This window comes from Streptomyces liangshanensis (genome assembly GCF_011694815.1).
GTDB lineage: Bacteria > Actinomycetota > Actinomycetes > Streptomycetales > Streptomycetaceae > Streptomyces > Streptomyces liangshanensis.
On the sequence record NZ_CP050177.1, the window covers coordinates 7,025,892 to 7,048,780 of the forward strand.

Below are 22,889 nucleotides of genomic sequence, written 5' to 3' on the forward strand. Positions count from 1 at the left end.
CTTACTGTGACGGTGCGGCGGGCGGGCCGGCGGTCGTGGACGTAGTTGTCGAAGGGGCCGTCGAAGAGGCCGTCGAGGGGACCGTCGACGGGGGCAGCGGACGCAGCGTCAGCCAGCCCTCGCGGGCGGTCGGCCGGTCGGGGAAACGCGCCTCCGGCAGGGCCTCGGCCACCCCGGGCCGGTCCAGCAGCGCGGTCAGCGGCGCGACGGCGTCCTGCGGCAGGTCCGCCGTCCCCGGCTCGGCCCGCGTCTCGGCCGGAGCGACGGTGGCGGTGTCGCTGTCGAGCGGGGTGATCCAGCCCAGCCGTACCAGCGCGGCCCACACGTCCCCGGTCCCGGGTACGCCGGCCACCGCCGCCAGCACGTCGGCACGCCGTACGGTCGGCGTCGTGGAGGTCTCGGTCCAGCCGGTGGGTGTGGCCTCGGTCCACGACCACAGGAACCCCGGCTCCTGCGGCAGGGGCAGCCCGACCGACTCCGCGTCCGTCAGCACGGGCGCGTTGAGGGACCACGTCTCCATCCGCTCCAGCGCCGCGCGGTAGTGCGCCTCCGGCAGGCTGATCGACTTCGCCGGCAGCGCCCCGCAGCAGGCGTGCACCGCGCCGCGCGGGTCCACCAGCAGGGTCAGGCACTGCGGCGGCGCGTCGACGGTCCGTTCGAGCGGGGGCGCGGTCAGCGGTGAGAGCGGCGGCCCCGCGGGCAGCTTGCCCGGCGCCGGCTCGCACCAGTAGGCGGCCACCGCGTCGCCGAGCCTGCCGTGGTCGCCCACCCGGACCGGGAACCGGGTCCGGGTGAACCCGTCGGTCTCGTGCGCGCCGCGCCGCAGGTCCTGACGGAAGACGTTCCAGTCCTGGTGCGCGGCCGGCAGCCCCATCAGCTCCAGCCCCACCGCCGCCCGTACGACGGCCACGGGGCGGCTGACCAGCAACGCCCGGGACCGGTGCAGGGCGTAGTCCTCCGGTTCGATCGAGGCGAGCGCGTCGTCGAGGGTGCCCAGGAGGTCGCGGACGCCGTCGGCGCCCAGGTCGCGCAGGTGCCGGACGACGGTGCGCAGGCGGAGGTTGGGGATCTCGTCCACGGCCGTGGCGGGGCGCCCCGGCGCCGGGTGCCACTGCGCACGATCGGCGTCGGCGAGGTCCGGCAGGGCCAGCAGGGTGCCCAGCCCCCGGCCGTCGGCGGCGTGCACGGCGAGGCCGCCGTCCAGGCGGTTGGGCAGTATCCAGCCGCAGACCGGGGAGGTGGACGGCACCGCGTTGGTCTCGCGCAGCACGTCGTCCGCGTCGCCGCCGGCGTCGAGCCACCGCAGCGACAGCCGGGCGGGCTGCGTCAGGCGGGGCGGCAGGGCGACCCAGTCGGGGTGGTCCGGCACCCGCAGTCGCGTGGTCGTACGTACCCGGTCCTCGTCCAGGGCGATGTCGCGGACCTGGCCGAACGTGTCGACGATGCGGAGCCGCAGGAGCTTGAGCGCGCCCGCCCGGACGGGGTTGAACCCGCTCAGCGGCTGCGGGGACAGCCGGGTCGCGTCGCCCACGACGGCGTCGACCAGCCGGGCCAGCTCCTGGCCCCCGGGGAAGCCGAGCGGGTCGGCGACGGGAAGCTGGCGGATGAGCCTGCGCATGAGCAGCGCGTCGTTGAACCCGCCGAGGGACTGCGCGAGGTTGGCCCGCTCGTGCACGGCCAGGTGGCGCTGTGCGTCGACCAGGGTGCGCAGGCGGGCGTCGTCGCCGTTCTCGCGGTACCAGTCCAGGACGGGAGCGGGGTCGTCGCGGTACTGCTCGGGGGTGACCCGGGCGGCCTCCTCGGCGCCGTCGTTGCGGGCGAGGAGCAGCGGCTTCTCCAGGTACCGCAGGATCCGCGCGGACAGCACCGGGCGGGCCGCGGGCGACAGCACGGTGCTGCCTGTGTAGACGTTGGCGGCGTTGACGAACGCGGCGCGGCCCGGCACCGGGACCAGTTCCACCTCGCCGCCGTCGAGGGTGTGCGAGCCGGTGAGGTAGTCGGCGGCGTAGTCGCGGCCGGTACCGGGGTCCGCGGCGACGTTGCCGCCCCGGGCGACGGGGAAGAACTCGACCTGCCAGTGCAGGAACAGCGGGTGCCACGGCGGCCGTTCCCACGTCCTCGGGCCGACGGCGTCCAGCACCGCGCCCCTCAGGGCACGCAGCGCGTCGGGGCCGTCCAGGGCGAGCGCCGCGTCCTCGGCCCGTACCAGGGCGCAGTCCAGGAGGCCCGCCGGATCGAGCGAGTCGCCCCGGCCGTACCGCTCGGACGGCGTGGCCGCCGCTCCGCTCAGCAGGACGACGGGCTCCAGCGGCTCGTAGTAGCTCGGCCCGGGGACGCGGGCCGGCTCGTACAGGTCGTCGTCGAGGGCGGCGGTGAGCGCGGTCTCCGCCTCCCGGACGGCGTCGGCGAGGGTGGTCCCCACGGCGGCCTGCCGCCGCTGGATCCGCGCCGCCTGCCGCCGCAGGTGGAACGCGGCGAGGTCGGGGGAGGGGTAGCTGTCCGGCCGGCTCTCGGGCGGGTACACGCACAGCAGGTAGCGGCACCAGTCGGCGAAGAGTTCCTCGCGCATTCCGGTGAGGTCGCGCACGGCCCGGTCGTAGGCGCCCTGGGCGCCGTTGAGCGTGTCGAGCAGGTCACCGACGCGATGCGCCAGCCCGGCCAGCCCCGGCGGGTCGTCCTGCGCGCTCGCCGCCGGCCGGTCCTTGGGCCGTACCGTCCACACCTGCCCGGAGGGCAGGGTGCGGAAGGTGCCCGCGTGCCGCGCCTCCGCGAGCTTCGCCCCGACGTCCAGCGGCGCGGACTCCAGGTCGTCGGCGAAGGCGAGCGCCTCCAGCAGATTCTCCAGACCGTCCCGGCTCGCCCCCGGGAGCACGTCGCCGAGGTGCGCGGCCAGCGCCTCGGTGGGGGTGCTGCCCACGCAGACGGTCACGGGCTCGTCGGCGTCCGCCTCCGCGCCGGCCGCACGGTCCGGGGCGAAGTCGAGCCGCCCCACGCAGACCGTGCGGTCGGGAGCGGAATCCGTGTCGTCGCCCGCAGCGTCCCAGCCGAGCCCGTCGCGCAGCACCCGCGGCCACGGGACGTCCGATTCGCTGCCCGCGCGGTCCAGTTCGGCGACGGCCGCGTCGTGCGCGAGGTCGGCGTACCAGCCGACGACGTCGTACCGCAGGTCCGCCGCGGGCCCGCCCGCCGGCTCCGGGTCGTGGAGGCCGAAGACGCTGTGGCAGTGCGGGTAGAACGTGGCGAAGGCCGGCTCCCCGTACCCGGTGGCCGTCAGGCGGCGCAGGTACGGAGCGTCCCCGCCGCCGTCCGCGTACGGCTCCCACACGTGCAGCGGCACGCGGCGGCCGAGCCGCCGGAAGGGCGGACTCGCGGGGCCCGGCACCTCGCCCTCGATGTAGGGGTACGGAACGCCGCCGGTGTCGCCGGTCGCGCAGTAGTCGCTCTCCACGACCCACTGACGCTCGACGGCACCGCCCCGGCTGCGCGTGACCAGCCACCGGTTCGGCACGGCGGGGGCGAGCGGGGCGCCCGTACGCTCGTCGGCGCGGCGGTGGTCGAGACCGGTCAGCGCGGACGGCAGCGCCCAGTGCAGGTGCACGCCCGCCCGCAGCCGGAACGTCTGGTCCTGGAACGGCACCGACAGCAACGCCTCACCGAGGTACGGCACGTCCGCGCCGTGGTCCCGTCCGTCCGCCGGGTGCACGTGCGGCAGGCCGGCGAAGTCCACGGCCGGCGCGGTGACATCACGGTCCCGGTCCAGCACCAGGGCGTCCAGATGAACCGGAACCACCAGCACTGCACCCATCGAGCGCCCCCAGGTCGGCCGACGATCCACCCGCCGTGATCAGCACCGAGTATCACCGGCACCACCGCGCCTCACGAGGCAGCAAACAGGCAACTCTCCGGCATGTCCCCGACCGACCGGCCAACCCGTCCCGACTGGTCGATGTCCTCCGCGTTTCAGCCACTTTCCACCGGTGCCACAGCCTCCGGCACGAGCGGCGCCACCGGAACCGGCAGGCGAAGGCCCCCCCCGCCAGGGGGCGGGGCCGCGGCGTACGGGGGTTGCGTAGTTGTCGTTACGGTTTCCTTGTGGCGCGGTGTACGAAGGCGGGTGGGAGGTTTCCCCAGATCGTTCTTGAGCGCTCCAACCGGTCGAAGCGGGTGGCCAGTTCGGCGGTGAAGTGGCGGGCCGGTGGGGTCCAGGCCGCGTGCAGGTAGGCGAAGGTGGTGAACCGGCCGCCGGGCGCGAGGACGTGGCTCACCGCGTCCAGGATCCGCGCGCGCCGGTCCTGCGGCATGACCGTCCAGGGGAGCCCCGAGACCACCACGTCCACCGGTTCGCCGACCACGGCGGCCAACTCGGCCGCCGAGCCCTGGACCACGGTCAGCCGTGGGTCGCGCCGCGTGGCCGACAACCTGGCGGCGAGCGCCGGGTTGAGCTCGACCGCGACGAGGCGGGCGTCGGGGGCGAGCTGGGCGAGGATCGCGTCCGTGAACACCCCTGTTCCCGGGCCCAGTTCGACGACGAGCCGGGCCTTGGGCAGGCCGATGCCCCGCGTCATCGTGTACGCCAGCCGTCGTGAACTGGCCGCCACGGCGCCGGTCATGAACGGCCGCCTGAGGAACTCTGTGGTGATCGACATGGCGGCCATGCTCGAAGCGCCCCCGGTGGCCGCGCGTCGTATCCCGGGCCGGTCCCCGTACGCCTGCGGGATGACCTCGCGACGCCCTCCAGGACGATGCCGGCGAGCGGGCCCCGGCCGTAGTGTGAGGGCGGTGCAACGGCTGATCGAGACTCTGCTCCGCCTGCGGCGCGGACATCCATGGCTGACGGACCTTCTGCTGGTCGTGCTGGTCGCCGTACCCCCTGTGATCCATGAACAGCCGGGCTGGCGGCCCGTCTGGGTGCAGACGAGTGTGTACGTGGCCCTGGTGCTGCCTCTGCTGTGGCGCCGCCGCCGGCCGGTGCTCGTCGCGGCCCTGGTGACGGTCGCGTTCTGGGTCCAGCACGTGGGAGAGGTGTGGGGACACGAGTCGGGGCGCGGCGCCGTCGCCCTGGCCGCGGTCCTGATCACGCTCACGGTACGGGGCCTGCGCCGCGCCGCCGCGGCGACGGTGCTCGGTGTCGCCGGCTGCGTCCTGCTGTGGATTCCCGCGTGGCAGCGGGACAACACGGGCCCGGACGCGCGCGACGTCTGGCTCACCCCGCTCGCCTTGGGGCTCCTGCTGTTCGGGGCCTGGGTGTTCGGCGAGTACGTCCGCGCCCGGCGCGCCTACGTCGCCGAGTGCGAGCGGCGGGCGGCGCTCGCCGAGTCGGAGCGGCTGGCCCTGGCCCGGGTCGCCGTCGCCGAGGAGCGGGCGCGCATCGCGCGGGAGATCCACGACGTCCTCGCGCACAGCGTGAGCGTGATGGTGCTGAACGCCGAGGGCGGCAGGATGATGCGGACCGTCGACCCCGCCGCCGTCGACAGCACCCTCGACGTCATCAGCGCGACCGGCCGCGAGGCGCTGGACGAACTGCGCCGGCTGCTGGACGTGTTGCGTACCCCCGACGGTGACGGCGACGGCGGCGTGCCCGGTGTCACTGGTGACGCCGGGCACGCCGGGGCCGTCCCCACCCTCTCGGCCGATCTGGGGCGGCTGGTCGGCCGCCTCAACACGAGCGGTACGCGAGCCGGGCTCGACCTGCGCGGGGACCAGGGCGGCCTGCCGCCGGGCCTCACGGCGCAGACGTACCGCATCGTGCAGGAGGCACTCACCAACGTCGTCAAGCACGCGCCGCCGGACGCCACCATCCGCGTACGGGTCGACACGGGGACTCCGGGGCCCGGGCGGCAGGTCCGCGTCCGGGTGGAGAACTCGGCCGGGGCCGGAGGGGGAGCCCTCCCGGGGCGCCCCACCCCGGTGCCGGCGCTCTCGGGTCACGGACTCACCGGCATGCGCGAACGCACGGCCCTGTACGGCGGGTCCGTCGACGCCGGGCCCACACCCGGCGGCGGTTACCGGGTCACGGCCACCCTGCGCGCCACCGCGCCCGGGCCGACGGCGGGGCGCGCGACCGCGCCCGGGTCCGCTGCGCCCGGGTCCACTGGGCCCGGGCCCGTCGGGTCCGGGTCCACCCCGCCCGCGCCCACGGCGGGGCGCGCGACCGCGCTCGGGTCCACTGCGCCCGGGCTCACCGGGTCCGGGTCCACCGGGTCCGGGTCCACCGCGCCCGGGCTCACCGCGCCCGGGCTCACCGCGCCCGGGCTCACCGCGGCGGTCCCGTGACCGACCCGTCGTCGACCGAGGCCCGTACCCCGTCCGTGTCCCGGGTGCTGATCTGCGACGACCAGGAGCTGATCCGGATGGGACTGCGCATGGTCATCGACAGCCAGCCCGACCTCAGCGTCGTGGGCGAGGCCGCCGACGGTGACGCGGCGATCACCGCCGTGGCCGCGCTGGACCCGGACCTCGTCCTGATGGACATCCGGATGCCCGGACTGGACGGGCTCGCCGCCACCGAGCACCTCTGCGCGCGGCCCGACGGGCCCAGGATCCTCGTCGTCACCACCTTCGACCTCGACGAGTACGCCTACGCGGCCCTGCGGGCCGGCGCGAACGGCTTCCTCGTCAAGGACGCCCCCGCCGAGGAGATCCTGGTCACCGTCCGCGCGGTGCTGCGCGGCGAGGTCATGGTGGCCCCCTCGCTCACCCGGCGCCTGGTCGAGCGCTTCGTCCTCCAGGCGCCCGAATCCGCCCCCGCCCAACGCGGCCGCCTCGCCGCACTCACCGACCGGGAGCGGGAAGTCCTTGCCCTCGTCGCCCACGGGCTGGCCAACGGCGAGATCGCCGACCGCCTCTTCGTCGGGGAGACCACCGTCAAGACCCACCTCGGCCGCGTCCTGACCAAACTCGGCCTCCGCGACCGTATCCACGCCGTCATCTTCGCCTACGAGAGCGGGCTGATACGGGCCGGTGACTGAAGCCCCGTCCGCGGCCCTCCGCGCAGGGCGCGTACGACGAGGGCGGCGCCCGCGAGGCACGCCGTGGCGTAGAGCCAGCCGCCGATCACGTCGCTGGCCCAGTGCACGCCGAGGTAGATCCGGGTGAGGGCGACGGTCGCCGCCCAGGCGAGCGGCAGGATGCGAAGGGTCCGGGTGAGAAGGGCGTGAATGGTGCGGCGGGCCGGTTCGCCGGCGGGCGACGCGGCGCCCGGACCGGCGGGGGCGCGCGTGGTGTGCCGCGTGATCCCCCAGTACAGGAGGCCGCCCGCGAGGGCCGAGGTGGTGGTGTGACCCGACGGGAACGAGTACCCGGAGGCATGGGTGGCCCAGTCGGCCAGGGCCGGGCGCGGGCGGGCGATCAGCGCCAGCACGCCGTAGCGGAGCGCCTGCCCCAGGACGAGGACCGCGAGCGCGAGAGCAGCGGCCCGCAACCGCTCCGGCCCGGTGCGGCCTGCCAGCAGGCCGGCGGCCAGCGCGAGGAGGTAGGGCCAGGGGCCCGTCCCGGTGGCGGTGATCCCGCGCGCCACGCTCACCGCGAGGTGGGGCGGTGCCGTACGGACCAGGCGTGGGCGGCGCCGTCGCCGGGGAGCGACGTTCCGTGCCGTACGGCGATCAGCACCGCGAGCGCGGCGAACAGCGCCGCCGAGGCGCAGGCGAGGACGGCCGTTCCCGGTCGGGGGCTCGCCGAGGCGCACGCGTGGAAGGCCGTTCCCGGCCGGGGGCCGCTCACGGCACGTCACCCCCGGCCGTCCGCCCCCGGGCACGCGCGCGGCGCAGTTCCAGGGCGAGCGGGATCAGCGAGACGATCACCACGACCGCCACCAGCGGGAGGAGGTAGCGGTCGACGCCGGGGATCGACGAGCCGAGGGCGTACCCGGCGAGGACGAGGCCGGCGGTCCAGACCACGCCGCCGACCGTCTGCCAGAGCAGGAAGACCTTCGCGGGGACGCCGAGGGCTCCGGCGAGCGGGTTGAGGACCGTCCTCACGACCGGTACGAAGCGGGCGAGGACGATGGCCTTGGCGTGGCCGTACCGGGTGAGCAGCTCCTCGGCCCGCGCCGCTCCCTCCCGCAGTCGTGTCGCCCGGCTGCGCGCGAGCAGCGCCCGGCCGCCGCGGCGCCCGATCCAGAAGCCGACCTGGGCGCCGGCCAGCGCGCCGGCGACGGCCGCGACGAGGACCTGGGGGAGCGACAGGTGAGCCGTCCCCCGCGAGCCGTTGACGCAGAGCAGGCCGGCGGTGAACAGCAGCGAGTCGCCGGGGAGGAAGAACCCCACGAGGAGGCCGGTCTCGGCGAACAGCACGACGGCGACACCCAGCGCCCCGAAGGCGGAGAGCAGCGATCCGGCGTCCAGGACGTTCACCGCCAGGGATTCGGCGAGCGGGACCATGGCCACGGCACGACCTCTCAGAATGACTACAGTTGTGTAGACGGTCTACTGAACTGTAGACGATGAGAGGTCGCGAAGCGATTCCGTCGCTGCCGGAGAAGGAACCCCACAGAGGAGGGTTTCGCGCGCATGCCGACGGAGCACCTCACCGCCGCCCGAGCGGCAAGGCGTCAGGGCCGGGGGTTCAGCGCCGCGACGCGACGTGGGCGTACGACGCCGCGTCGAACAGCTGGTCCATGTCCTGCGCCGAGATCAGCACGCTGACACAGCAGACGATCATCAGGAAGGCCAGCGGCGCCACCCAGCGGCGCCGGAACGGGAGCAGCGGGCTCAGCAGGGCGTGGACACGCTGCGGTACGGGGCCTCCCGTCGCGGCGAGAGCGGGCCGCGCGCCCCGCTTCGTGGCCAGTGCCGCCCGCGCGACGGCCCTTGCCACCAACGGCCGGTCGGCCACCACCGTGCCCGCGTGCTCGTCGGCCCACCGCTCCAGCGCGAAACCGCCCGCGTCCGCGACGGGCCGCAGCAACGGGTTGAGCGCGGCCGACAACTGGAGCACCAGGAGGAAGAGATGGTGCCGGTGGCGGAGGTGGGCCCGCTCATGGGCCATCAGCGCGCGCCGCTCGTCGGCGGACAGGGCGCGCAGCATGCCGGAGGAGACCACCACGCGGCCCGGCGACCCGGGCAGCGCGAAGGCGGTCGGCACCGGATCGTCCAGGAAGACGACGTCTCCCCGCCCCGGGTGGAGCCGCGACTCCCGCCGGGCCGCGACCAGCGACCGGGCCCGCCGCCAGGCCGCGACGGCCAGCGCGCCGGCACACCCGGCGAGCAGGAGCGCGGCGGCCGCGGCCACCGTACGGTTCACCGGCGTGCTCGCGGCCAGGGCGCCCGGGGACCAGCGTCCCTCCTCCGCCACCGCCGGGACCTGCCCGACGAGCGTGAAGGCCAGCATGCTCAGCGCGGCCGCCCAGCCGCCGGCCGCCACCGTCGACGCGGCGGTCAGCAGCCACGAGGCGGTTCGCGGCGGCAACCGCCGCCCTGCCCAGGGAGCCGAGACCGCCAGCAGCCCGCTGACGACGAAGGGCAGGAAGACGACGACGCGCATCCCTCAGCCCTCCGTGTGTCCGCGGAGGAGGCGCTCCAGCAGCTCTTCGTCCTCGGCGGGAAGGTCGGACACGAACCTGGCGAGTACGGCGGCCCGGTCGCCGCCCCGCTCCAACAGGGCCCGCATACCGGCGGCGGTGTGTCCCGCCTCGTCCCGGACAGGGGAGTAGACGTGCCCGCGGCCTGCCTGTTCGCGGCTGACCAGACCCTTGTCGTGGAGCCGGGAGAGGATCGTGAGCACCGTGGTGTGCGCGGGGCTCCCCGCGACGTGCTCCCGCACGGTCGCGGCCGTCGCGGGCGTGCCCAGGGCCCACAGGGCCGTCAGCACCTCGTTCTCCAGTTCGCCCGGGGCTCGCCGGCCCTGCGGGCCCGTCCGCTCGTCTCCCACCCGGCAGCTCCCTTCTTCCCGCGCCCGCATCTCTTCCTGCGTCCGCACCGTCCCGCCCGGCCGCGCCGGGCGGGGGTCCGCGCCCGGCGAGCACGGGACGTCCGAGCGTACTACTCGCTGTAGAAAGCCCGCTGCCGCCCGCCGGACGGGCCTCCGTGGTCACGGAGCGGCCCCGTCTCCCAGCCCCGGGCGGCGAAGGTGTCGAGGAGCCGGGGGAGCGCGCCGAGGGTGGCACGCCACGAGCCGGTCGCCGACGTGCAGTCGGAGTCGTGGAGCAGGACCGTACCGCCGCCGCGCAACGACCCCATGACGGTGTCGTGCACGGAACGGGGAGTGGCGCGGGCCCGCCAGTCCTCGCCCCACGCGGTCCACAGCACCGGCACCAGGTCCAGTTCGCGGCAGGCGAGGTGCGTGCCGGTGGTCATCAGCCCGTACGGCGGACGGAAGAGCCGGGGCGGCTCGCCCAGTACGTCGGCCAACAGGTCCCGGCCGCGCGCGAGGTCGTCGCGGGCGGCGCGCGGGTGGCGCAGGGGCAGCGGCCGGTGGGCCCAGCCGTGCAGGGCGACCTCGTGTCCCGCGGCGGCGATCTCCCGGGCGAGACCGGGCGACCTGACCGCCATGGAGCCCAGCAGGAAGAAGGTCGCGCGCACCCCCCGGTCGTCCAGGAGCCGGAGGAAGTGGGGCGTCGACAGGTGGTCGGGCCCGTCGTCGAAGGTGAGCGCGACATGGTCGGGGCGGCCCTGCCCGGCCAGGCGGGGCATCAACCGGTTGCGCAGCGGGCCGAACGCGGAGACGGCGGGGGCGGCGTGGGCGGCGGCGGTGGCCGAGGCCAGGCCGAGCGTGAGCAGGGCGGTGCGGGTACGGAAGTCGCGTGTACCGAGTTCGTGGGTACGGAGGTTGCGGGTACCGAGGTCGCCGGTACCGAGGTCGCGGATACGGAGGTCGCGTGTACCGAGGTCGCGTGTACGGAAGTCGCGGGCGGTCCGTGCCATGGGGTCGTTCACGGTTCGTACCTCTCGATCAGGTGGTGCGCGGCGCTCTCCCAGCGGGCCGGGACGACCTCGGCGGCCTGGGCCGGCGCGGCGATCCCGAAGGCGGCCGCGCCGGCCAGGCCCAACGCCACCGTTCTCACACCACGCCGCCCCGGGCGCGTGGGGCGCGCGGCCGGCGCCTGGCGGGCGGCGTGTTCCGCGACGACGGTGGTGATCACCGCTGCCGGGCCCGGCTCCGACGTGAACAGGCCGAGACCCGCGGCGCGTTGACGTGCGCCGAGCGCCCCGGTGGTGAGCGAGGTGAGCACGCTTCCGAGGGCGGCCGGATCCCGTACCCAGAGGGCGAGCCCGGCCTCGTCGAGGGCGGCGGCGTTGGTCCGGCCGTGGCCCGGTATGCAGCGGAAGGTGACGACGGGCAGCCCGCTGGCGAACGCCTCCAGCGAGGTGAGGCCACCCGCGTTCTGGACCAGGACGTCGCAGGCCCGCATCAGGCCCGGCATGTCGGTCTCCCAGCCGCGGACGTACGGGAAGCCGTCGGCGCGGAGCTGTTCCGCCAGCGCCTCGTTGGCGCCGCACACCACCACGGGCACGGCCGCCCCGCTCGCCAGGATCTCGGCGGCGGACTCCCGTACCGCGCCCACGCCCCAGGAACCCGCGACGACCAGCGCCAGGGCCCGGTCGGCGGGCAGGCCGAACGCGGCGCGGGCCGCCGTGCGCGCGCTGTCGTCCGCCGGGACGAAACGCTCGCCGGTCACCGGACTCACCACGGCCACCCGGGCCGCTCCCCACGCCTCGGCCTGCCCCGCGGGCACCCGGTGGGGGGCGAGGTGCGCGTCGATGCCGGGCGCGACCCAGAGCGGGTGGACGGAGAAGTCCGTCAGGTAGGTGAACGCGGGCATCCGCAGCCGCCCCGCCAGGCGCAGCCCGCCGAGCACATGGCTCGCGCCCGGGTACGTGGAGACGACGGCGACCGTCCCGGGCGCGACGGCGCGGAGCGTGCGCCGTCGGCAGGAGCGGACCAGGGAGCGCACCAACAGCCCCGGGTGGCCGGGGTGTTCGGTCGACGCGTAGAGGCGCTGATAGGCACGGGGGGCCCAGGTGAGCATGCGGTGGTACGTGGCGGACAGCAGCCGGCCCAGCCCGGCGGGCAGCAGGTCGAGGAAGTCGCGCCGGTCTACGGCGAACCCGGCGTCCTCCAGGCGCCGGCCCAGCTCGGCGGCGGCACCGTCGTGGCCCGCGCCCACCCGCGCGGAGATGATCATGATCCGTGGGAGCGGGCGGGAGGCGGGTCGGTCGGGCCTGCTGTCGTTCACCCGATGGTGGCGGGGCATGGCGGATCGGCCTCCTGAGGGCACGCGAAGGATGGTCGCCACCCTGCGGGGCCCCGGCGCGGGACCAGGGGGCTGGAACGAGAAGCTACTACATGATGTAGAAATAAGCGGAGGCGGTGCCGTACGTCACCACGGACAGGCGCCCGCCGAGGGCTTCCTGCGCGCGGAAGGCGAGGGTGGACGAGCCGAACCGGAGCAGCGCGCCGAAAGCGAGGCTGCGGGCGACGGCGAGCCCCGCTCCGGCCCACACCGGTGCCAGGCGGGTCCGGTTGTCCGTCCTGACGAGGATCAGGCGAGGTGCGGGAGGGCCCAGAGTCGTACCGTGCCGTCCTCGCCGGAGGCGGCGAGCAGGCTGCCGTCCGGGGAGAACGCCACGTCCAGGACCCGGCCGTCCGGTTCCGTGAGGGGTGGTCCGAGGGATTCCCCGGTCGCGGCGTCCCACAGGCGTACGGTCCGGTCCGCGCTGCCCGTGGCGAGGACGCGCCCGTCGGGGGAGAAGGCCACCGCCCACACCGCGTTGGTGTGCTTCACCAGCGGCGGTCCGGCGGGCCGTCCGGTGAGGGGGTCCCAGGTGCGCGCGGACCTGTCCCCGGCGGCCGAGGCGAGGACCCGGCCATCCGGGGAGAACGACACACCCCAGACCGCGTCGGTGTGTTCGACGGGCAGGCCGCCGACGCGCTGACCGGTGGCGGGGTCCCAGATCCGTACGGTCCTGTCGTCGCCGGCCGTGGCGAGCAAGGTGCCCCGGGGCCCGTCGGCGGACGAGAACGCCACGGCGTGGACCTCGCCGTCGTGTTCGGTGAGGGTCCGGCCGGCGGGATGGCCGGTGGCGGGGTTCCAGAGTCGTACGGTTCCGTCGGCGCAGGCCGAGGCGAGAAGGTCACCACCGGGGGAGAACGCGACGGCGAGGACCGCCCCCTGGTGCGCGGTGAGGGGCGGCGTGGTGAGGCGGCCGGCTTCCGGGTCCCAGATCCTCACCGTCTGGTCCTGGCCGCAGGTGGCGAGAAGAGCGCCGTCCGGGGAGAACGCCAATCCGAGTACTCCGCCGCTGTGTTCGGCGAGGGGCGCGCCCAGGGGGTCGCCGGTGGCGGTGTCCCACAGTTGTACGGTCTTGTCCGCTCCGCCGGTGGCGAGGGTGAGCCCGTCCGGCGAGAAGGCCAACCCCCAGGTGCCGCCGGGGTGTCCGGCGAGCGCGGGGAGCGGTACGGGACGGCCGTCCAGCGCGGCCCGCCGGGCGTGCGCCGCCACGAGGCTCTGGAGGCCGCTGATCCGCTCGGCGGACGGCTCCTGGGGGCCGGCTCCCAACTCCCCCAGGGGGATGCCGTGTTCCTCTCCATGGTCCTCGGTGCCGGCGGGGTTGTCGGCGACGGGCGCCGCGGCCCGGGAGGTCTGCTGCCTCAGGTGCTCCAGGTCGCGCCACCGGGCGCGCCACTCGGTCAGTACGGGGGACGACCCCTGGACCGTCACGGGATGACCCGCCTCGTCGACGGAGAGCAGAGCGCGGAGGAACGCGACGAGGAAGTCCAGGCGAGGCAGCCGCTTGCCCGCCAGAGCCTCGCTGAGGGCGGCGACCGAGAGGTTCCGTGATCCCTTGCTGCTCCGCCTGGCCACCTCGGCGAGGGTGGGGTTGCCGTGGTCGATGCGCAGCTTGCGCAAGTCCTCGGCGAAGGCGCGCAGTTGTTCGTCGTAGGTGCCGTGCGAAGGCTCCGCCATGTGTTCCCCCCGGCGTGCGGTCCGGCGTACCAGGGTAGAGGCGCGGGCCCGGAACACCGCCGAACGGCACGGCCCCGCGTTCGGCCGATTTCGGTGCCGTTCGACCTTCCACGGATGTGTTCGTGCGACGAGGGCCCGGGGCCCGGGGCGCGGTGAGATGGAGGCCGAGCACCTGGCAGGGGGCCAACAGCCCCCGGACGAAGGGACCTTCGGATGAACCAGCACATCGACACCGTCGCCCTGCTGATCCTCGCGATCGGCGCTCTCGCCGGACACCTGGTGTACAAGCACGCGGCACGCACCACCCGCGGCGGCGACCCGGCGACCGCGATCACGGTGGCCGCCGCGGTGATCGCCACACTCGTACTCCTGCTCGGCGTCGGCGCGACGGACACGCGGGGTCCGGGCACCGGGGATCCACGTACTCCCGGTGCTCCCAGTGCTCCCGCCACCCCGCCCACGGCGACCGTGACCACCGGATCCTCCCCGCCGGCGGCGGCTACCGGGTTGCACCTTCCGTAACGGCATGTGGTCCCGTGGACCTGCGTCCCCGCCCCGTCGAGGAAGGTCCCCACTGATGCATGCGTCGTTCGTGCCACCCCGCCAGGTCAAGATCGGTGACGCGGCGGCCTTCGCCGGCAGCACACCACGGGCGATTCGCCACTACCACGAGATCGGCCTGCTCCCGGAGCCCGGGCGGGGCGGCGACGGCCGCCGCCGCTACGCGTACGAGGACATGATCCGCCTGCTGTGGATCCGCAAGATGTCCGACGCCGGGATCGCGCTGGACGACATCCGCGACGCCTTCACCACCGGTGCGGATTCAGCCGGTACGAACTCCGCTGGTACGGATTCCGCTGGTACGGACGGCGGAGAAGACGTCGCGGGCGTCCTGGAGCGGTTGGAACGGAACCTCGCCGAGCAGGAGGCGACCTTGCGGCGGCAACGAACCGCCGTGCGGCGGATGCGCGCCGAAGGCAGCCGGAAGGGCCTGCTCTCCGCCTTCGTCGCCGAACGTCTCAAGGGCCTGCCCGAAGGCTCCCTGCTCCAGGCGGACCTGGACACTCTGCTGGTCACCGAGCGGATCCTCGGCCCGCTCGGCGCGGCCGTCCAGGCCACGCGCTTCGTCGCCCTGGCCACGCATCCCACGCTGCGCGAGGAGTCCGACCGCGTCGACACCGCCGAGGAGGCACTCGACGACAGCGTCGCCGTCGATGACCCACGGGTGGCTCACGTCGCCGCCGAGCGGTACGCCTTCGAACGCGCCCTGGAGGCCGCCATCGAGAAGTCCCGCCTGGGCGCGGGCGACGACGATCTCCTCGACGCCCCGGACACCTCGTACCCGGAGGCCGGCCCCGCCTCCGCCGGGCGGGAGGCGGGCTCCATGAGCGCCTTCGAAGCCCTCGGCAAGATGCCCTACGACTTCTCCCCGGCGCGCCTGCGCTGCATGGAAGTGGCCGAAGAGCTGGCCGAAGAACCGGCCGCTCAGGACTCACCCCCCACCTGAAACCCGGGCGGTCCCTAGATGAGCGTCGCGGTCGCCGTCCTCCCGAGGAACTCCTCGGCCCGCTCCCACGACCAGCCGTTCTCGACCACCAGCGTGCGCCAGCTCGCGGGGCCGAACCAGTACCAGAGGCGGTCCGCCGTCTCCCGCGCGGTACCGGCCGGCGCGGGGGCCAAGGTGTGGAGGTGGCGGGCCGCGTCGGCGAGCGCCTCGCGGTAGGCGCCGGTGGCCCGCCGCCAGAGTTCGTCGGCGTCCTCGTGCACCGGCAGGGCCTTGTGCAGCGCCTGGTGGGCGGCGAACTGCCCCTCGTTCCCGGCCCGGGTGCCCGCCGCGAGCGCCACCAGCACCTCGCCGGGCGTCGTCAGAGCCGTCACCTGCCGCAAGGATTCCTCGTAGCCCGACGCCGCGACGGCGTCCTCCACGATCCGGTTCAGGATGGCGCCCTTGCTCCCGAGGCTGGCGAACACCGTGGGCGGCGAGACCCCGGCCGCCGCCGCGATGTCCGCGACCGCGACGCGCCCGTAACCGCGCTCCGCGAACAGTTCCGTGGCCCGCAACAGGATCACCTCGCGGGTCCGCGCGGCGGCCTGTTGGCGCAGAGGGGAGACGTAGGCGCGCTTGGAGGTCATTCCTCCATCCTAGACTTGACTGTTCGGTGACCTAATCAATAGGTGCACCACTCCCGGAGGACATGGGCCGGTGTGCCGGTGCGGCAACGCGGCGAACGGGCGTGGGGGACGAATCATGGACGGGTCGGCGCCCAGAGGGATTTGTCCAAGAAAGTGAGACGCTGTCATGCGCAATCTCATCAAGACCCGCACCACCGTTGTCGTGGGCACACTGCTGCTCGCCGCCACGACGACGTCGGCCCAGGCCGCCGAACACTCCTTTGCCAAGGCGTACGTTCAGCGCTGCACCGACCTCGGCAGGGGCGACCTCTGCATCGACGTGAACGGACGCGTGGGCGGCCGGGGGACCATCGGGGTGGGCTACTGGAAGCGGTCGGGCGACGCCGTGCACGTACGACTCGGCTGGCAGAACACGACGGGCGGCGCGGCGAACTTCAGCCGAAGCGTCCACGGCCCCCTGGTCCCCGGAAACACGACGGGAACCGAGACCTGGTCCACCTACCTCGCGGCCGGCTGCGTCTACCCGCTGATCGAGGTGGTCGGACAGGGCACCCTCAAGGGCAAGGAGGTATGCGTCCCCTCCTGACCCGACGCGGAGGGCGTAGCTACCGCCCGGGACGAGTCAACGCGCAACCTGCCTGACGCGCCTGCGGAACGCGCTCGCACCTGATCGACAAGCTCAGAGCGCGATCGGGCGGTAGGCCAGGGCTCGGTCGACCACCTCGGCTGCCGAGGGCTCCGGGGGCTCGGGCCAGAAGATCAGGTCCCTGACGTGGCCGCTCGGACAGGCGAAGGTCTTGTCGAGGGCGTCCAGCCAGCCGGCCAGTTCGGCTTCGTCGGCATGATCCGCATCCATGATCCGCTGCACCAGGGCGACCGCGGCCGCGTGGGCCATTTCCACGTTCACGTACCTCCGACAAGGCGGGCGCGGTTCTGTTATCCGGGGCCTGGCGTGACATGGATGTGCCTGGTCGACACTGCGAGGCTGGTATCGCCGGGAAAGCGATGTTGACCAGGGAGTTCGCAGTGATCGACGTGACCGTACCCCACCTCACCGGAAGGCTCGCGGTGGTCACCGGCGCGAGTGACGGCGTCGGCCGGGCGCTGGCCGGGAGGCTGGCGCTCGCGGGGGCCGAGGTGCTTCTGGCGGTGCGGAATCCGGACAAGGGCGCCGCGGCCGTCGCGAGGATCCGCGCGGCCGTGCCGGGCGCCGTCGTCTCGGTCGGCGTTCTCGACCTGGCGTCCCTGGCCTCCGTCGCCGACTTCGCGAAGCGGCTGAACCAGGCCGGGAGAGCGGTCGACCTCCTGGTCAACAACGCCGGCGTGATGGCCCCGGCCACCCGGCACACCACGGCGGACGGTCACGAGCTCCAGCTCGGCACGAACCACCTCGGCCACTTCGCCCTCACCGCACAGATCCTCCCCCTGCTGCGCGCCGGCCGGGCCCGGGTCACCACCCTCACCAGCAGCGCGGCCCGCTCGGGCAGGATCAACTGGGACGATCTCCAGAGCGAGCGGAAGTACGCGCCCGTGGGCGCGTACGGACAGTCCAAGCTCGCCAACCTGCTGTTCGCCCTCGAACTGGACCGGCGCAGTACGGCGGGGGAGTGGGGCATCTCCAGCAACGCCGCCCATCCGGGGACCACCTTGACGAACCTGTACGCGTCCGGGCCCAACCTGGGCCGTGCCCGGCCCTCGCCGTACGAGGCCATCATGACCCGGCTGTCCCGCCTCGGTGTCCTCGTGCACGGCGTCGACGCGGGGATGCTCCCGGTGTTGTACGCGGCGACCGGGCAGGGTGCCCGGGGTGGCGGCTTCTACGGACCCGACGGCTTCGGGCAGTTCACCGGCCGCCCGACCGAGTTGAGCGTCTACAAGGCGGCCCGCTCCGAAGTGGCGGCGTCAAGGCTCTGGGGCGTCTCGGAGCGGCTGACGGGGGTCACCTTCGACGTGGTGTGACGTGGGCGCTGACCGGGGTCACCAGCGACGACGTGGCGTGGACGCTGACCGGGGGCGCCTGCCACGCGGCGTGACGCCGACCGCGGTCACCTTCCCCACGGCGTCTCCCGACGCGTTCGCCCCCGGGGCGCTTTCGAGGATACTTCCCGTATGGACAGGGCCCGACTCGCGACGTTCCTGCGTACCCGGCGCGACAGTCTGCAACCGGAGGACGTGGGACTGCCCCGCGGGCGGCGACGGCGGACCGCCGGGCTGCGCCGCGAGGAGGTGGCCGCGTTGTGCGACCTGTCGGCCGACTACTACAGCCGGCTGGAACAGCGGCGAGGCCCCCACCCGTCGGAGCAGATGCTCTCGTCGATCTCCCGAGGCCTGCACCTCTCCGCCGAGGAGCGTGACCACCTGTTCCGCCTCGGCGGCTACCCGACTCCGCGCCGCGCCGCGCGCGCCGACCGCGTCGAACCGGGCACCCGGCGCATCCTCGACCGGCTCGCCGACACTCCCGCCCAGGTGGTGACGCTGCTCGGAGAGACGCTCCGGCAGACCGCCCCGGCCGTCGCCCTGCTGGGGGACGAGACGCGCCACACGGGACCGGCCCGCAGCCTGCACTACCGGTGGTTCACGGACCCGGCGACGCGACGGATCCACCCCGAGGACGACCACCCCGCCCACAGCCGCCTCCTCGTGTCGCACCTGCACGCGACGTACGCCAGGGACGGCAAGGGCTCACGCGCCGCGGCCCTCGTCGACGCGCTGCTCCCCGCCAGCGCCGAGTTCGCCCTGCTGTGGCAGGAGCATCCGGTGCCGGAGGCGTACTGCGCCCTCAAACGCATCCTGCATCCGGCGCTGGGGCTGCTGGAACTCCACTGCCAGACCCTGGTCGACGCCGACCGGTCCCAGGCCTTGCAGGTCTTCACCGCCGCACCCGGGTCGGAGAGCGAGGACAAGCTGCGCCTGCTGTCCGCCGGGCACGGGCACCACGTGTGATTCAGTCCGCGCGGCCCGTCGCGGCGACCGTCACACCCAGGCCGATCATCGCGAATCCGCCCGCGCCGCCCACCATCGAGAGCCTGCGCTCCGAGCGGGCGAACCAGTCGCGGGCCGCGGAGGCGCCCAGCCCCCAGAGGGTGTCCGTGATCAGGCCGATGGTGATCGGTACGAGACCCAGCAGCAGCATCTGCGCCGGTACCTGACCGGCCGAGTGGTCCACGAACTGGGGCAGTACGGCCGCGAAGAACACCACGCCCTTGGGGTTGGTGATCCCGACGACAAAGCCGTCCGCGACGGTACGGAGATCCCCGCGCGCGGGTCCCGCCGGCGCGGACATGGCGGCGGCCCGCATCGACTTCCGGTGCCGGAAGGCCTGCACGCCGAGGATCACGAGATACGCGGCGCCGGCCAGCTTCACGACCAGGAACACCGTCACCGACCGCTCCACGAGCGCGCCGATGCCCAGCGCGACCGCCACGACCAGGGCGTACGACCCCGCGACATTGCCGAGGACGCTCGCCAGCGCCGCCCGCCGGCCGAGGGCCAGCGCCCGCCCGATCACGAAGAGCACGCTGGGCCCCGGGATCACGATCACCAGCAGGGACATCGCGGCGAAGGCGAGAAAGCGGTCGGTCGACACCATGTCGGGCACCCCCTTTGCGGCGTCATTCAACCACCAACGGCCCGGGCCCGAGTCGGGTCAGGGCTCCACCACGGTCTCGACGCGTCCGGTCGTGACGTCGTAGACCAGGCCCGCGACGCGCGCACCCGCGAGGCGTTCGTCGGCGCGCAGCACCGAGACGTCCAGGGCGACCGCGTCGTACGGGTTGCCGACCCGCATCGTGTCCACCTGGTCCTCGGCGACCCCGAAGTAGGGGGCGAGCAGGTCGGGGCGGTCGTGGACCTGGGTGATGCCGCACTGGGTGTGGTGCATGACGATCAGGTCCCAGCCGGGGTCGATGTCGTCGCCGACGGCCCGCGCGACGTTGCGGAGGATGAACAGCTCGTCGAGGGCGTGCGGGGTGACGCGCCCGCCGACATTGCGGATCGCCATGATCTCCCCCGGAGCCGCGCCGAGAACCCCGGCCGGGTCGACGCGCGCGTCGACGCAGCCGATGACGATCGTCGCGAGGGTCGGCCTCATGCGCAGGCTCGCGTCGTACCGGGACTCCGCGAAATCCTTGTTCCGGCCGGTGAGGGTTTCGACGGCACCCATGAGGCGCTCCTTAGGGTTCGGGAAGGGTTCGGGAAAGGCCAGGATCTTCCTGATATGCCAGGCTTCGCACTCTCTACGCTAGCCCTGTTGCTTCATTCTTACAAGCATGCTTGCGATCACAAGGTCTCGCGTGTTTTCAGCAGTGCGCTACAGTTGTTGCATGAAGCGTCGTGACTTCGGACAGTACTGCGGACTCGCACGGGCCCTGGAGCTCGTGGGGGAACGCTGGGCGCTGCTGATCATTCGTGATCTCGCGGTACGGCCGCGGCGCTACACGGACCTGCTCGAAGGGCTGCCCGGCATTCCGACCAACGTGCTGTCCACGCGGCTCAAGGAACTCGAACAGGCGGGCCTCGTCGAGCGCCGCGTCGCCCCCGCGCCGGAGCGCGGTATCCGGTACGTCCTCACGGCGGACGGGAGCGCCCTCGAACCGGCGGTCCATGCGCTCGGGCGGTGGGGGACCGGGCAACTGGACGAACCCCGGCCGGGAGACATCGTCACGCCCGAATCCGTCACCATGTCCCTCCGGGCGGGCTTCAACCCCGCCGCCGCGGCACGGCGGGACGCGTCCTGGGAGATCCGCGCCGGCGACATGGTGCTTCACGCCGTGGTCGCGGAGGGGCGGTTGGCGGCCGGCGTCGGGCCCGTACCCCTACCCGGTAAGGCGCAGCTGGTCATCACCTTCGATCCGGACGACCTGCCCTCGTACCAGGCGCTGATGCAGGCGGCCAAGTGCGGGCTGGTCGAGTTGGAGGGGCGGCGCACGCTCCTGAACACGTTCGTGGACGTCTTCACCCCTCCCGTCGACACCCCTCCCGTCGACCAGGACCCCGCACCGGACCGACGTCGGCGCGAGAGCTGACCACGCCTCAGCTGACTACACCTCGAACCCGCGTGTGCCGAGTCGGTTCTCGAGATCGCCGGGCTGTTGAAGTCCCCGCTCGAAGGCCCGGCCGATCCAGCCGCTGACCTTCGGTCCCGCCGCCCGGGCGAAGAACGCGTCGGACTGCGGCCTGAACTCCTGGTCCTCGGGAAGGGTCATCTCGTTGACCCAGCCCTTGAGTTCCGCGACGGCGTCGCGGTCCGCCGCGGCGACTCGCCGTGCGAAGGTGTCGACGAACCCGTCGAGTTCCGCGTCCGGGACGGATCGGTTGACGTAGCCGTACCGTTCCGCGAGATCGCCGTCGAAGTCGTCGGCGCCGGCCAGGATCTCCAGCGCGCGGGCGCGACCGACCAGCCGGGGCAGCCGTGAGACCGCCCCGCCGCCGGGCGCGAGGCCGGTGGTCATCTCGAACTGCCCGAGGAGCGCGCGCTCGCGGCTCGCGAACCGGATGTCGGTGGCGAGGAGGAACTCGCTGCCGGCTCCGCGCGCGCGGCCCCGGATGCTGCTGATGGAGATGACGGGCAGTTTGCTGAGCCGTATGAGCACGTCCACGAAGGCCTGCTGGCCGGTGACGGGGGGCGGCTCGCTCGCCAGGGACGAGGTGTCGTCCGTCAGATCCCAGTGGGCGGAGAAGAAGTCGGGGTTCGCGCTCTCGAACACGATGACCGTCAGGTCGGGGTCGGCCTCGGCGGCGTCGACGAGCGCGCGCAGCTCGACGATGGTCCGCGAGCTGATGACGTTCACCGGCGGATTGTCGAAGGAGACCCGCCACATCGACGGCGACGGCTTGGTGAGGGTGAGGTGGTTCATCGGTCGTGCCTTCCGGTGGCGTTGAGGAGAGACGCGTGGGCGCGGGCGAACTCGCCGACGGTCATGGACCGCTTGCCGGTGATCTCCTCGATGTGGTCGTCGGAGCCGGCCATGCGCCCGTCCTGGTAGTCGGCCCAGATGCCGGCGATGCTGTCGACGAGGTGCGGCGGAAGCCCGAGTTCGCGGAGGCCGGCCGCGTACTCCTCCAGCGGCTGGTCCTGGTAGGCGATCTTCCGGCCGAGCGCGTCGGACAGTTCGGCGGCCAGCTGCTCGAAGTCCATCTCGACCGGGCCGGACAGCGCGGTGATCCTTCCGGCGCGCCGGGCGGGCTCCTTCAGCAGTGCGGCGATGGCGCGGCCCTGGTCCTGGGACGCGACCGGGGCGCAGCGGCCCTGTCCGGCCGGTATGCGCAGGACGCCCTGCTGGAGGGGAGCCAGCACCCACGGGTAGAACAACTGGTCGAGGAACACGGTCGGGCGCAGGTGCGTCACGTCCAGCCCGGACCAGTTGAACACCTCCTCCGCCAGGAAGGTGTCGCGACAGGAGGGGCTGACGGACTCGCGGTTCACGGAGCGCTGCGACAGGTTGAGCGTGCTGGGCACACCGGTCTCCTTCACGGCCTGCGCGAAGTTGACGGCGGCGTGGACGAGGCCGGGGTCGATCGGGAAGACGAAGTACGCCGCGTCGGCGCCCTCCAGGGCCGGGCGCAGTGTGTTGATCTCCAGCAGGTCGCCGACGACGATCTCCGCGCCGAGATCGGCGAGAGCGCGGGAGCGCTCGTCGTGGCCGCGTACGAGGGCCCGTACGCGCAAGCCGAGCGCGAGGCTCTCCTTGACGGTGGCCCGGCCCGTGTTGCCCGTCGCCCCGGTGACGAGGACGGTCCTGGCGTCGGAAGAGGAAGTCATGTGGATCTCCAGGTGAGCGGTTCGCGCGATGGCTGCGACTGTTTCCACGCTACATGACTACTTCATTGTTGCAAGCGAGCTTGCCGTATGGAT

Annotated in this window: 25 protein-coding genes; 8 read left to right on the forward strand and 17 right to left on the reverse strand. The window is 73.8% G+C overall.

Annotated features, from left to right (window positions below; genetic code table 11):
* Window position 1: 1 nt before the first annotated feature.
* Window positions 2–3,805: a hypothetical protein gene (locus tag HA039_RS30490; RefSeq protein ID WP_167034771.1), complete on the reverse strand. Its 3,804-nt coding sequence runs from the start codon at window positions 3,803–3,805 to the stop codon at window positions 2–4.
* Window positions 3,806–4,079: 274 nt separating this feature from the next.
* Window positions 4,080–4,646 carry a class I SAM-dependent methyltransferase gene (locus HA039_RS30495; protein ID WP_167034773.1) on the reverse strand — a complete coding sequence of 189 codons (567 nt, stop codon included), beginning with the start codon at window positions 4,644–4,646 and terminating at the stop codon, window positions 4,080–4,082.
* Between the two features lie 133 nt (window positions 4,647–4,779).
* Between HA039_RS30495 and HA039_RS34465 the strand changes: the two genes are divergently transcribed.
* Both HA039_RS34465 and HA039_RS30505 read left to right on the forward strand, forming a co-directional pair.
* Window positions 4,780–6,273, forward strand: coding sequence for a sensor histidine kinase (locus tag HA039_RS34465; protein WP_167034775.1), 1,494 nt, complete (start codon window positions 4,780–4,782; stop codon window positions 6,271–6,273).
* Entirely contained in the window at window positions 6,270–6,968 is a 699-nt protein-coding gene (locus tag HA039_RS30505; RefSeq protein ID WP_279592874.1) for a response regulator transcription factor, read from the forward strand. The genes HA039_RS34465 and HA039_RS30505 overlap by 4 nt, the downstream gene beginning before the upstream one ends.
* Here HA039_RS30505 and HA039_RS30510 read toward each other — a convergent pair.
* From HA039_RS30510 to HA039_RS30545, 9 genes are all read right to left on the reverse strand, one after another.
* Window positions 6,935–7,522: a phosphatase PAP2 family protein gene (locus tag HA039_RS30510; RefSeq protein ID WP_243869844.1), complete on the reverse strand. Its 588-nt coding sequence runs from the start codon at window positions 7,520–7,522 to the stop codon at window positions 6,935–6,937. The genes HA039_RS30505 and HA039_RS30510 overlap by 34 nt on opposite strands.
* Window positions 7,519–7,719, reverse strand: a complete 201-nt coding sequence (locus HA039_RS34255; RefSeq protein WP_243869846.1) for a hypothetical protein — start codon at window positions 7,717–7,719, stop codon at window positions 7,519–7,521. Before HA039_RS34255 ends, HA039_RS30510 begins: the two co-directional genes overlap by 4 nt.
* Window positions 7,716–8,378 carry a DedA family protein gene (locus HA039_RS30515; RefSeq protein WP_167037850.1) on the reverse strand — a complete coding sequence of 221 codons (663 nt, stop codon included), beginning with the start codon at window positions 8,376–8,378 and terminating at the stop codon, window positions 7,716–7,718. Before HA039_RS30515 ends, HA039_RS34255 begins: the two co-directional genes overlap by 4 nt.
* A gap of 184 nt (window positions 8,379–8,562) precedes the next feature.
* Entirely contained in the window at window positions 8,563–9,480 is a 918-nt protein-coding gene (locus HA039_RS30520; RefSeq protein WP_167034777.1) for a M56 family metallopeptidase, read from the reverse strand.
* Window positions 9,481–9,483: 3 nt separating this feature from the next.
* Window positions 9,484–9,867 (reverse strand): BlaI/MecI/CopY family transcriptional regulator, encoded by a 384-nt coding sequence (locus tag HA039_RS30525; protein WP_243869848.1) that lies wholly within the window; start codon window positions 9,865–9,867, stop codon window positions 9,484–9,486.
* A gap of 110 nt (window positions 9,868–9,977) precedes the next feature.
* Complete coding sequence (locus tag HA039_RS30530) at window positions 9,978–10,871, reverse strand: polysaccharide deacetylase family protein (RefSeq protein WP_243869850.1); 894 nt, start codon at window positions 10,869–10,871, stop codon at window positions 9,978–9,980.
* Window positions 10,868–12,190, reverse strand: a complete 1,323-nt coding sequence (locus HA039_RS30535) for a glycosyltransferase (RefSeq protein WP_167034779.1) — start codon at window positions 12,188–12,190, stop codon at window positions 10,868–10,870. The genes HA039_RS30530 and HA039_RS30535 overlap by 4 nt, the downstream gene beginning before the upstream one ends.
* Before the next feature lie 88 nt (window positions 12,191–12,278).
* The gene (locus tag HA039_RS30540) at window positions 12,279–12,440 is read right to left on the reverse strand and encodes a hypothetical protein (RefSeq protein WP_167034781.1); all 162 of its coding nucleotides are present in this window, start codon (window positions 12,438–12,440) and stop codon (window positions 12,279–12,281) included.
* A 38-nt stretch (window positions 12,441–12,478) separates the two neighbouring features.
* The gene (locus tag HA039_RS30545; RefSeq protein ID WP_167034783.1) at window positions 12,479–13,903 is read right to left on the reverse strand and encodes a hypothetical protein; all 1,425 of its coding nucleotides are present in this window, start codon (window positions 13,901–13,903) and stop codon (window positions 12,479–12,481) included.
* A gap of 213 nt (window positions 13,904–14,116) precedes the next feature.
* Here HA039_RS30545 and HA039_RS30550 point away from each other — a divergent pair, with 213 nt between their 5' ends.
* Window positions 14,117–14,425 (forward strand): hypothetical protein, encoded by a 309-nt coding sequence (locus HA039_RS30550; RefSeq protein ID WP_167034785.1) that lies wholly within the window; start codon window positions 14,117–14,119, stop codon window positions 14,423–14,425.
* Window positions 14,426–14,480: 55 nt separating this feature from the next.
* Window positions 14,481–15,410: a MerR family transcriptional regulator gene (locus HA039_RS30555; RefSeq protein ID WP_167034787.1), complete on the forward strand. Its 930-nt coding sequence runs from the start codon at window positions 14,481–14,483 to the stop codon at window positions 15,408–15,410.
* A 14-nt stretch (window positions 15,411–15,424) separates the two neighbouring features.
* Here the strand turns inward: HA039_RS30555 and HA039_RS30560 are convergent, their stop codons facing one another.
* Window positions 15,425–16,036, reverse strand: coding sequence for a TetR/AcrR family transcriptional regulator (locus HA039_RS30560; RefSeq protein ID WP_167034789.1), 612 nt, complete (start codon window positions 16,034–16,036; stop codon window positions 15,425–15,427).
* A gap of 166 nt (window positions 16,037–16,202) precedes the next feature.
* Between HA039_RS30560 and HA039_RS30565 the strand changes: the two genes are divergently transcribed.
* Window positions 16,203–16,622 carry a hypothetical protein gene (locus HA039_RS30565; RefSeq protein ID WP_167034791.1) on the forward strand — a complete coding sequence of 140 codons (420 nt, stop codon included), beginning with the start codon at window positions 16,203–16,205 and terminating at the stop codon, window positions 16,620–16,622.
* A gap of 93 nt (window positions 16,623–16,715) precedes the next feature.
* Here the strand turns inward: HA039_RS30565 and HA039_RS30570 are convergent, their stop codons facing one another.
* Window positions 16,716–16,931: an e9imm peptide gene (locus HA039_RS30570; protein ID WP_167037860.1), complete on the reverse strand. Its 216-nt coding sequence runs from the start codon at window positions 16,929–16,931 to the stop codon at window positions 16,716–16,718.
* Window positions 16,932–17,041: 110 nt separating this feature from the next.
* Between HA039_RS30570 and HA039_RS30575 the strand changes: the two genes are divergently transcribed.
* Entirely contained in the window at window positions 17,042–17,995 is a 954-nt protein-coding gene (locus HA039_RS30575) for an SDR family oxidoreductase (protein WP_167034793.1), read from the forward strand.
* 150 nt (window positions 17,996–18,145) lie between these two features.
* A complete protein-coding gene (locus tag HA039_RS30580; RefSeq protein WP_167034795.1) occupies window positions 18,146–18,979 on the forward strand; it encodes a helix-turn-helix transcriptional regulator in 834 nt (277 codons plus the stop codon).
* Window position 18,980: 1 nt separating this feature from the next.
* Here HA039_RS30580 and HA039_RS30585 read toward each other — a convergent pair whose 3' ends face one another.
* Window positions 18,981–19,625 (reverse strand): LysE family translocator, encoded by a 645-nt coding sequence (locus HA039_RS30585; RefSeq protein WP_167034797.1) that lies wholly within the window; start codon window positions 19,623–19,625, stop codon window positions 18,981–18,983.
* Window positions 19,626–19,682: 57 nt separating this feature from the next.
* Window positions 19,683–20,198, reverse strand: a complete 516-nt coding sequence (locus HA039_RS30590) for a carbonic anhydrase (protein ID WP_167034799.1) — start codon at window positions 20,196–20,198, stop codon at window positions 19,683–19,685.
* Window positions 20,199–20,358: 160 nt separating this feature from the next.
* Between HA039_RS30590 and HA039_RS30595 the strand changes: the two genes are divergently transcribed.
* Complete coding sequence (locus HA039_RS30595; protein ID WP_167034801.1) at window positions 20,359–21,060, forward strand: winged helix-turn-helix transcriptional regulator; 702 nt, start codon at window positions 20,359–20,361, stop codon at window positions 21,058–21,060.
* A 15-nt stretch (window positions 21,061–21,075) separates the two neighbouring features.
* Here the strand turns inward: HA039_RS30595 and HA039_RS30600 are convergent, their stop codons facing one another.
* The gene (locus HA039_RS30600; RefSeq protein WP_167034803.1) at window positions 21,076–21,891 is read right to left on the reverse strand and encodes an enoyl-CoA hydratase/isomerase family protein; all 816 of its coding nucleotides are present in this window, start codon (window positions 21,889–21,891) and stop codon (window positions 21,076–21,078) included.
* Entirely contained in the window at window positions 21,888–22,796 is a 909-nt protein-coding gene (locus HA039_RS30605; protein WP_167034805.1) for an NmrA family NAD(P)-binding protein, read from the reverse strand. The genes HA039_RS30600 and HA039_RS30605 overlap by 4 nt, the downstream gene beginning before the upstream one ends.
* Window positions 22,797–22,889: the final 93 nt, after the last annotated feature.

Bases quoted from the DNA above. Each gene is read 5' to 3' on its own strand.
- HA039_RS30490 (WP_167034771.1), bottom strand. From the start codon at position 3,805: ATGGGTGCAGTGCTGGTGGTTCCGGTTCATCTGGACGCCCTGGTGCTG.
- HA039_RS30495 (WP_167034773.1), bottom strand. From the start codon at position 4,646: ATGTCGATCACCACAGAGTTCCTCAGGCGGCCGTTCATGACCGGCGCC.
- HA039_RS30515 (WP_167037850.1), bottom strand. From the start codon at position 8,378: ATGGTCCCGCTCGCCGAATCCCTGGCGGTGAACGTCCTGGACGCCGGA.
- HA039_RS30520 (WP_167034777.1), bottom strand. From the start codon at position 9,480: ATGCGCGTCGTCGTCTTCCTGCCCTTCGTCGTCAGCGGGCTGCTGGCG.
- HA039_RS30535 (WP_167034779.1), bottom strand. From the start codon at position 12,190: ATGCCCCGCCACCATCGGGTGAACGACAGCAGGCCCGACCGACCCGCC.
- HA039_RS30545 (WP_167034783.1), bottom strand. From the start codon at position 13,903: ATGGCGGAGCCTTCGCACGGCACCTACGACGAACAACTGCGCGCCTTC.
- HA039_RS30550 (WP_167034785.1), top strand. From the start codon at position 14,117: ATGAACCAGCACATCGACACCGTCGCCCTGCTGATCCTCGCGATCGGC.
- HA039_RS30555 (WP_167034787.1), top strand. From the start codon at position 14,481: ATGCATGCGTCGTTCGTGCCACCCCGCCAGGTCAAGATCGGTGACGCG.
- HA039_RS30560 (WP_167034789.1), bottom strand. From the start codon at position 16,036: ATGACCTCCAAGCGCGCCTACGTCTCCCCTCTGCGCCAACAGGCCGCC.
- HA039_RS30565 (WP_167034791.1), top strand. From the start codon at position 16,203: ATGCGCAATCTCATCAAGACCCGCACCACCGTTGTCGTGGGCACACTG.
- HA039_RS30570 (WP_167037860.1), bottom strand. From the start codon at position 16,931: ATGGCCCACGCGGCCGCGGTCGCCCTGGTGCAGCGGATCATGGATGCG.
- HA039_RS30575 (WP_167034793.1), top strand. From the start codon at position 17,042: ATGTTGACCAGGGAGTTCGCAGTGATCGACGTGACCGTACCCCACCTC.
- HA039_RS30580 (WP_167034795.1), top strand. From the start codon at position 18,146: ATGGACAGGGCCCGACTCGCGACGTTCCTGCGTACCCGGCGCGACAGT.
- HA039_RS30585 (WP_167034797.1), bottom strand. From the start codon at position 19,625: ATGGTGTCGACCGACCGCTTTCTCGCCTTCGCCGCGATGTCCCTGCTG.
- HA039_RS30590 (WP_167034799.1), bottom strand. From the start codon at position 20,198: ATGGGTGCCGTCGAAACCCTCACCGGCCGGAACAAGGATTTCGCGGAG.
- HA039_RS30595 (WP_167034801.1), top strand. From the start codon at position 20,359: ATGAAGCGTCGTGACTTCGGACAGTACTGCGGACTCGCACGGGCCCTG.
- HA039_RS30600 (WP_167034803.1), bottom strand. From the start codon at position 21,891: ATGAACCACCTCACCCTCACCAAGCCGTCGCCGTCGATGTGGCGGGTC.
- HA039_RS30605 (WP_167034805.1), bottom strand. From the start codon at position 22,796: ATGACTTCCTCTTCCGACGCCAGGACCGTCCTCGTCACCGGGGCGACG.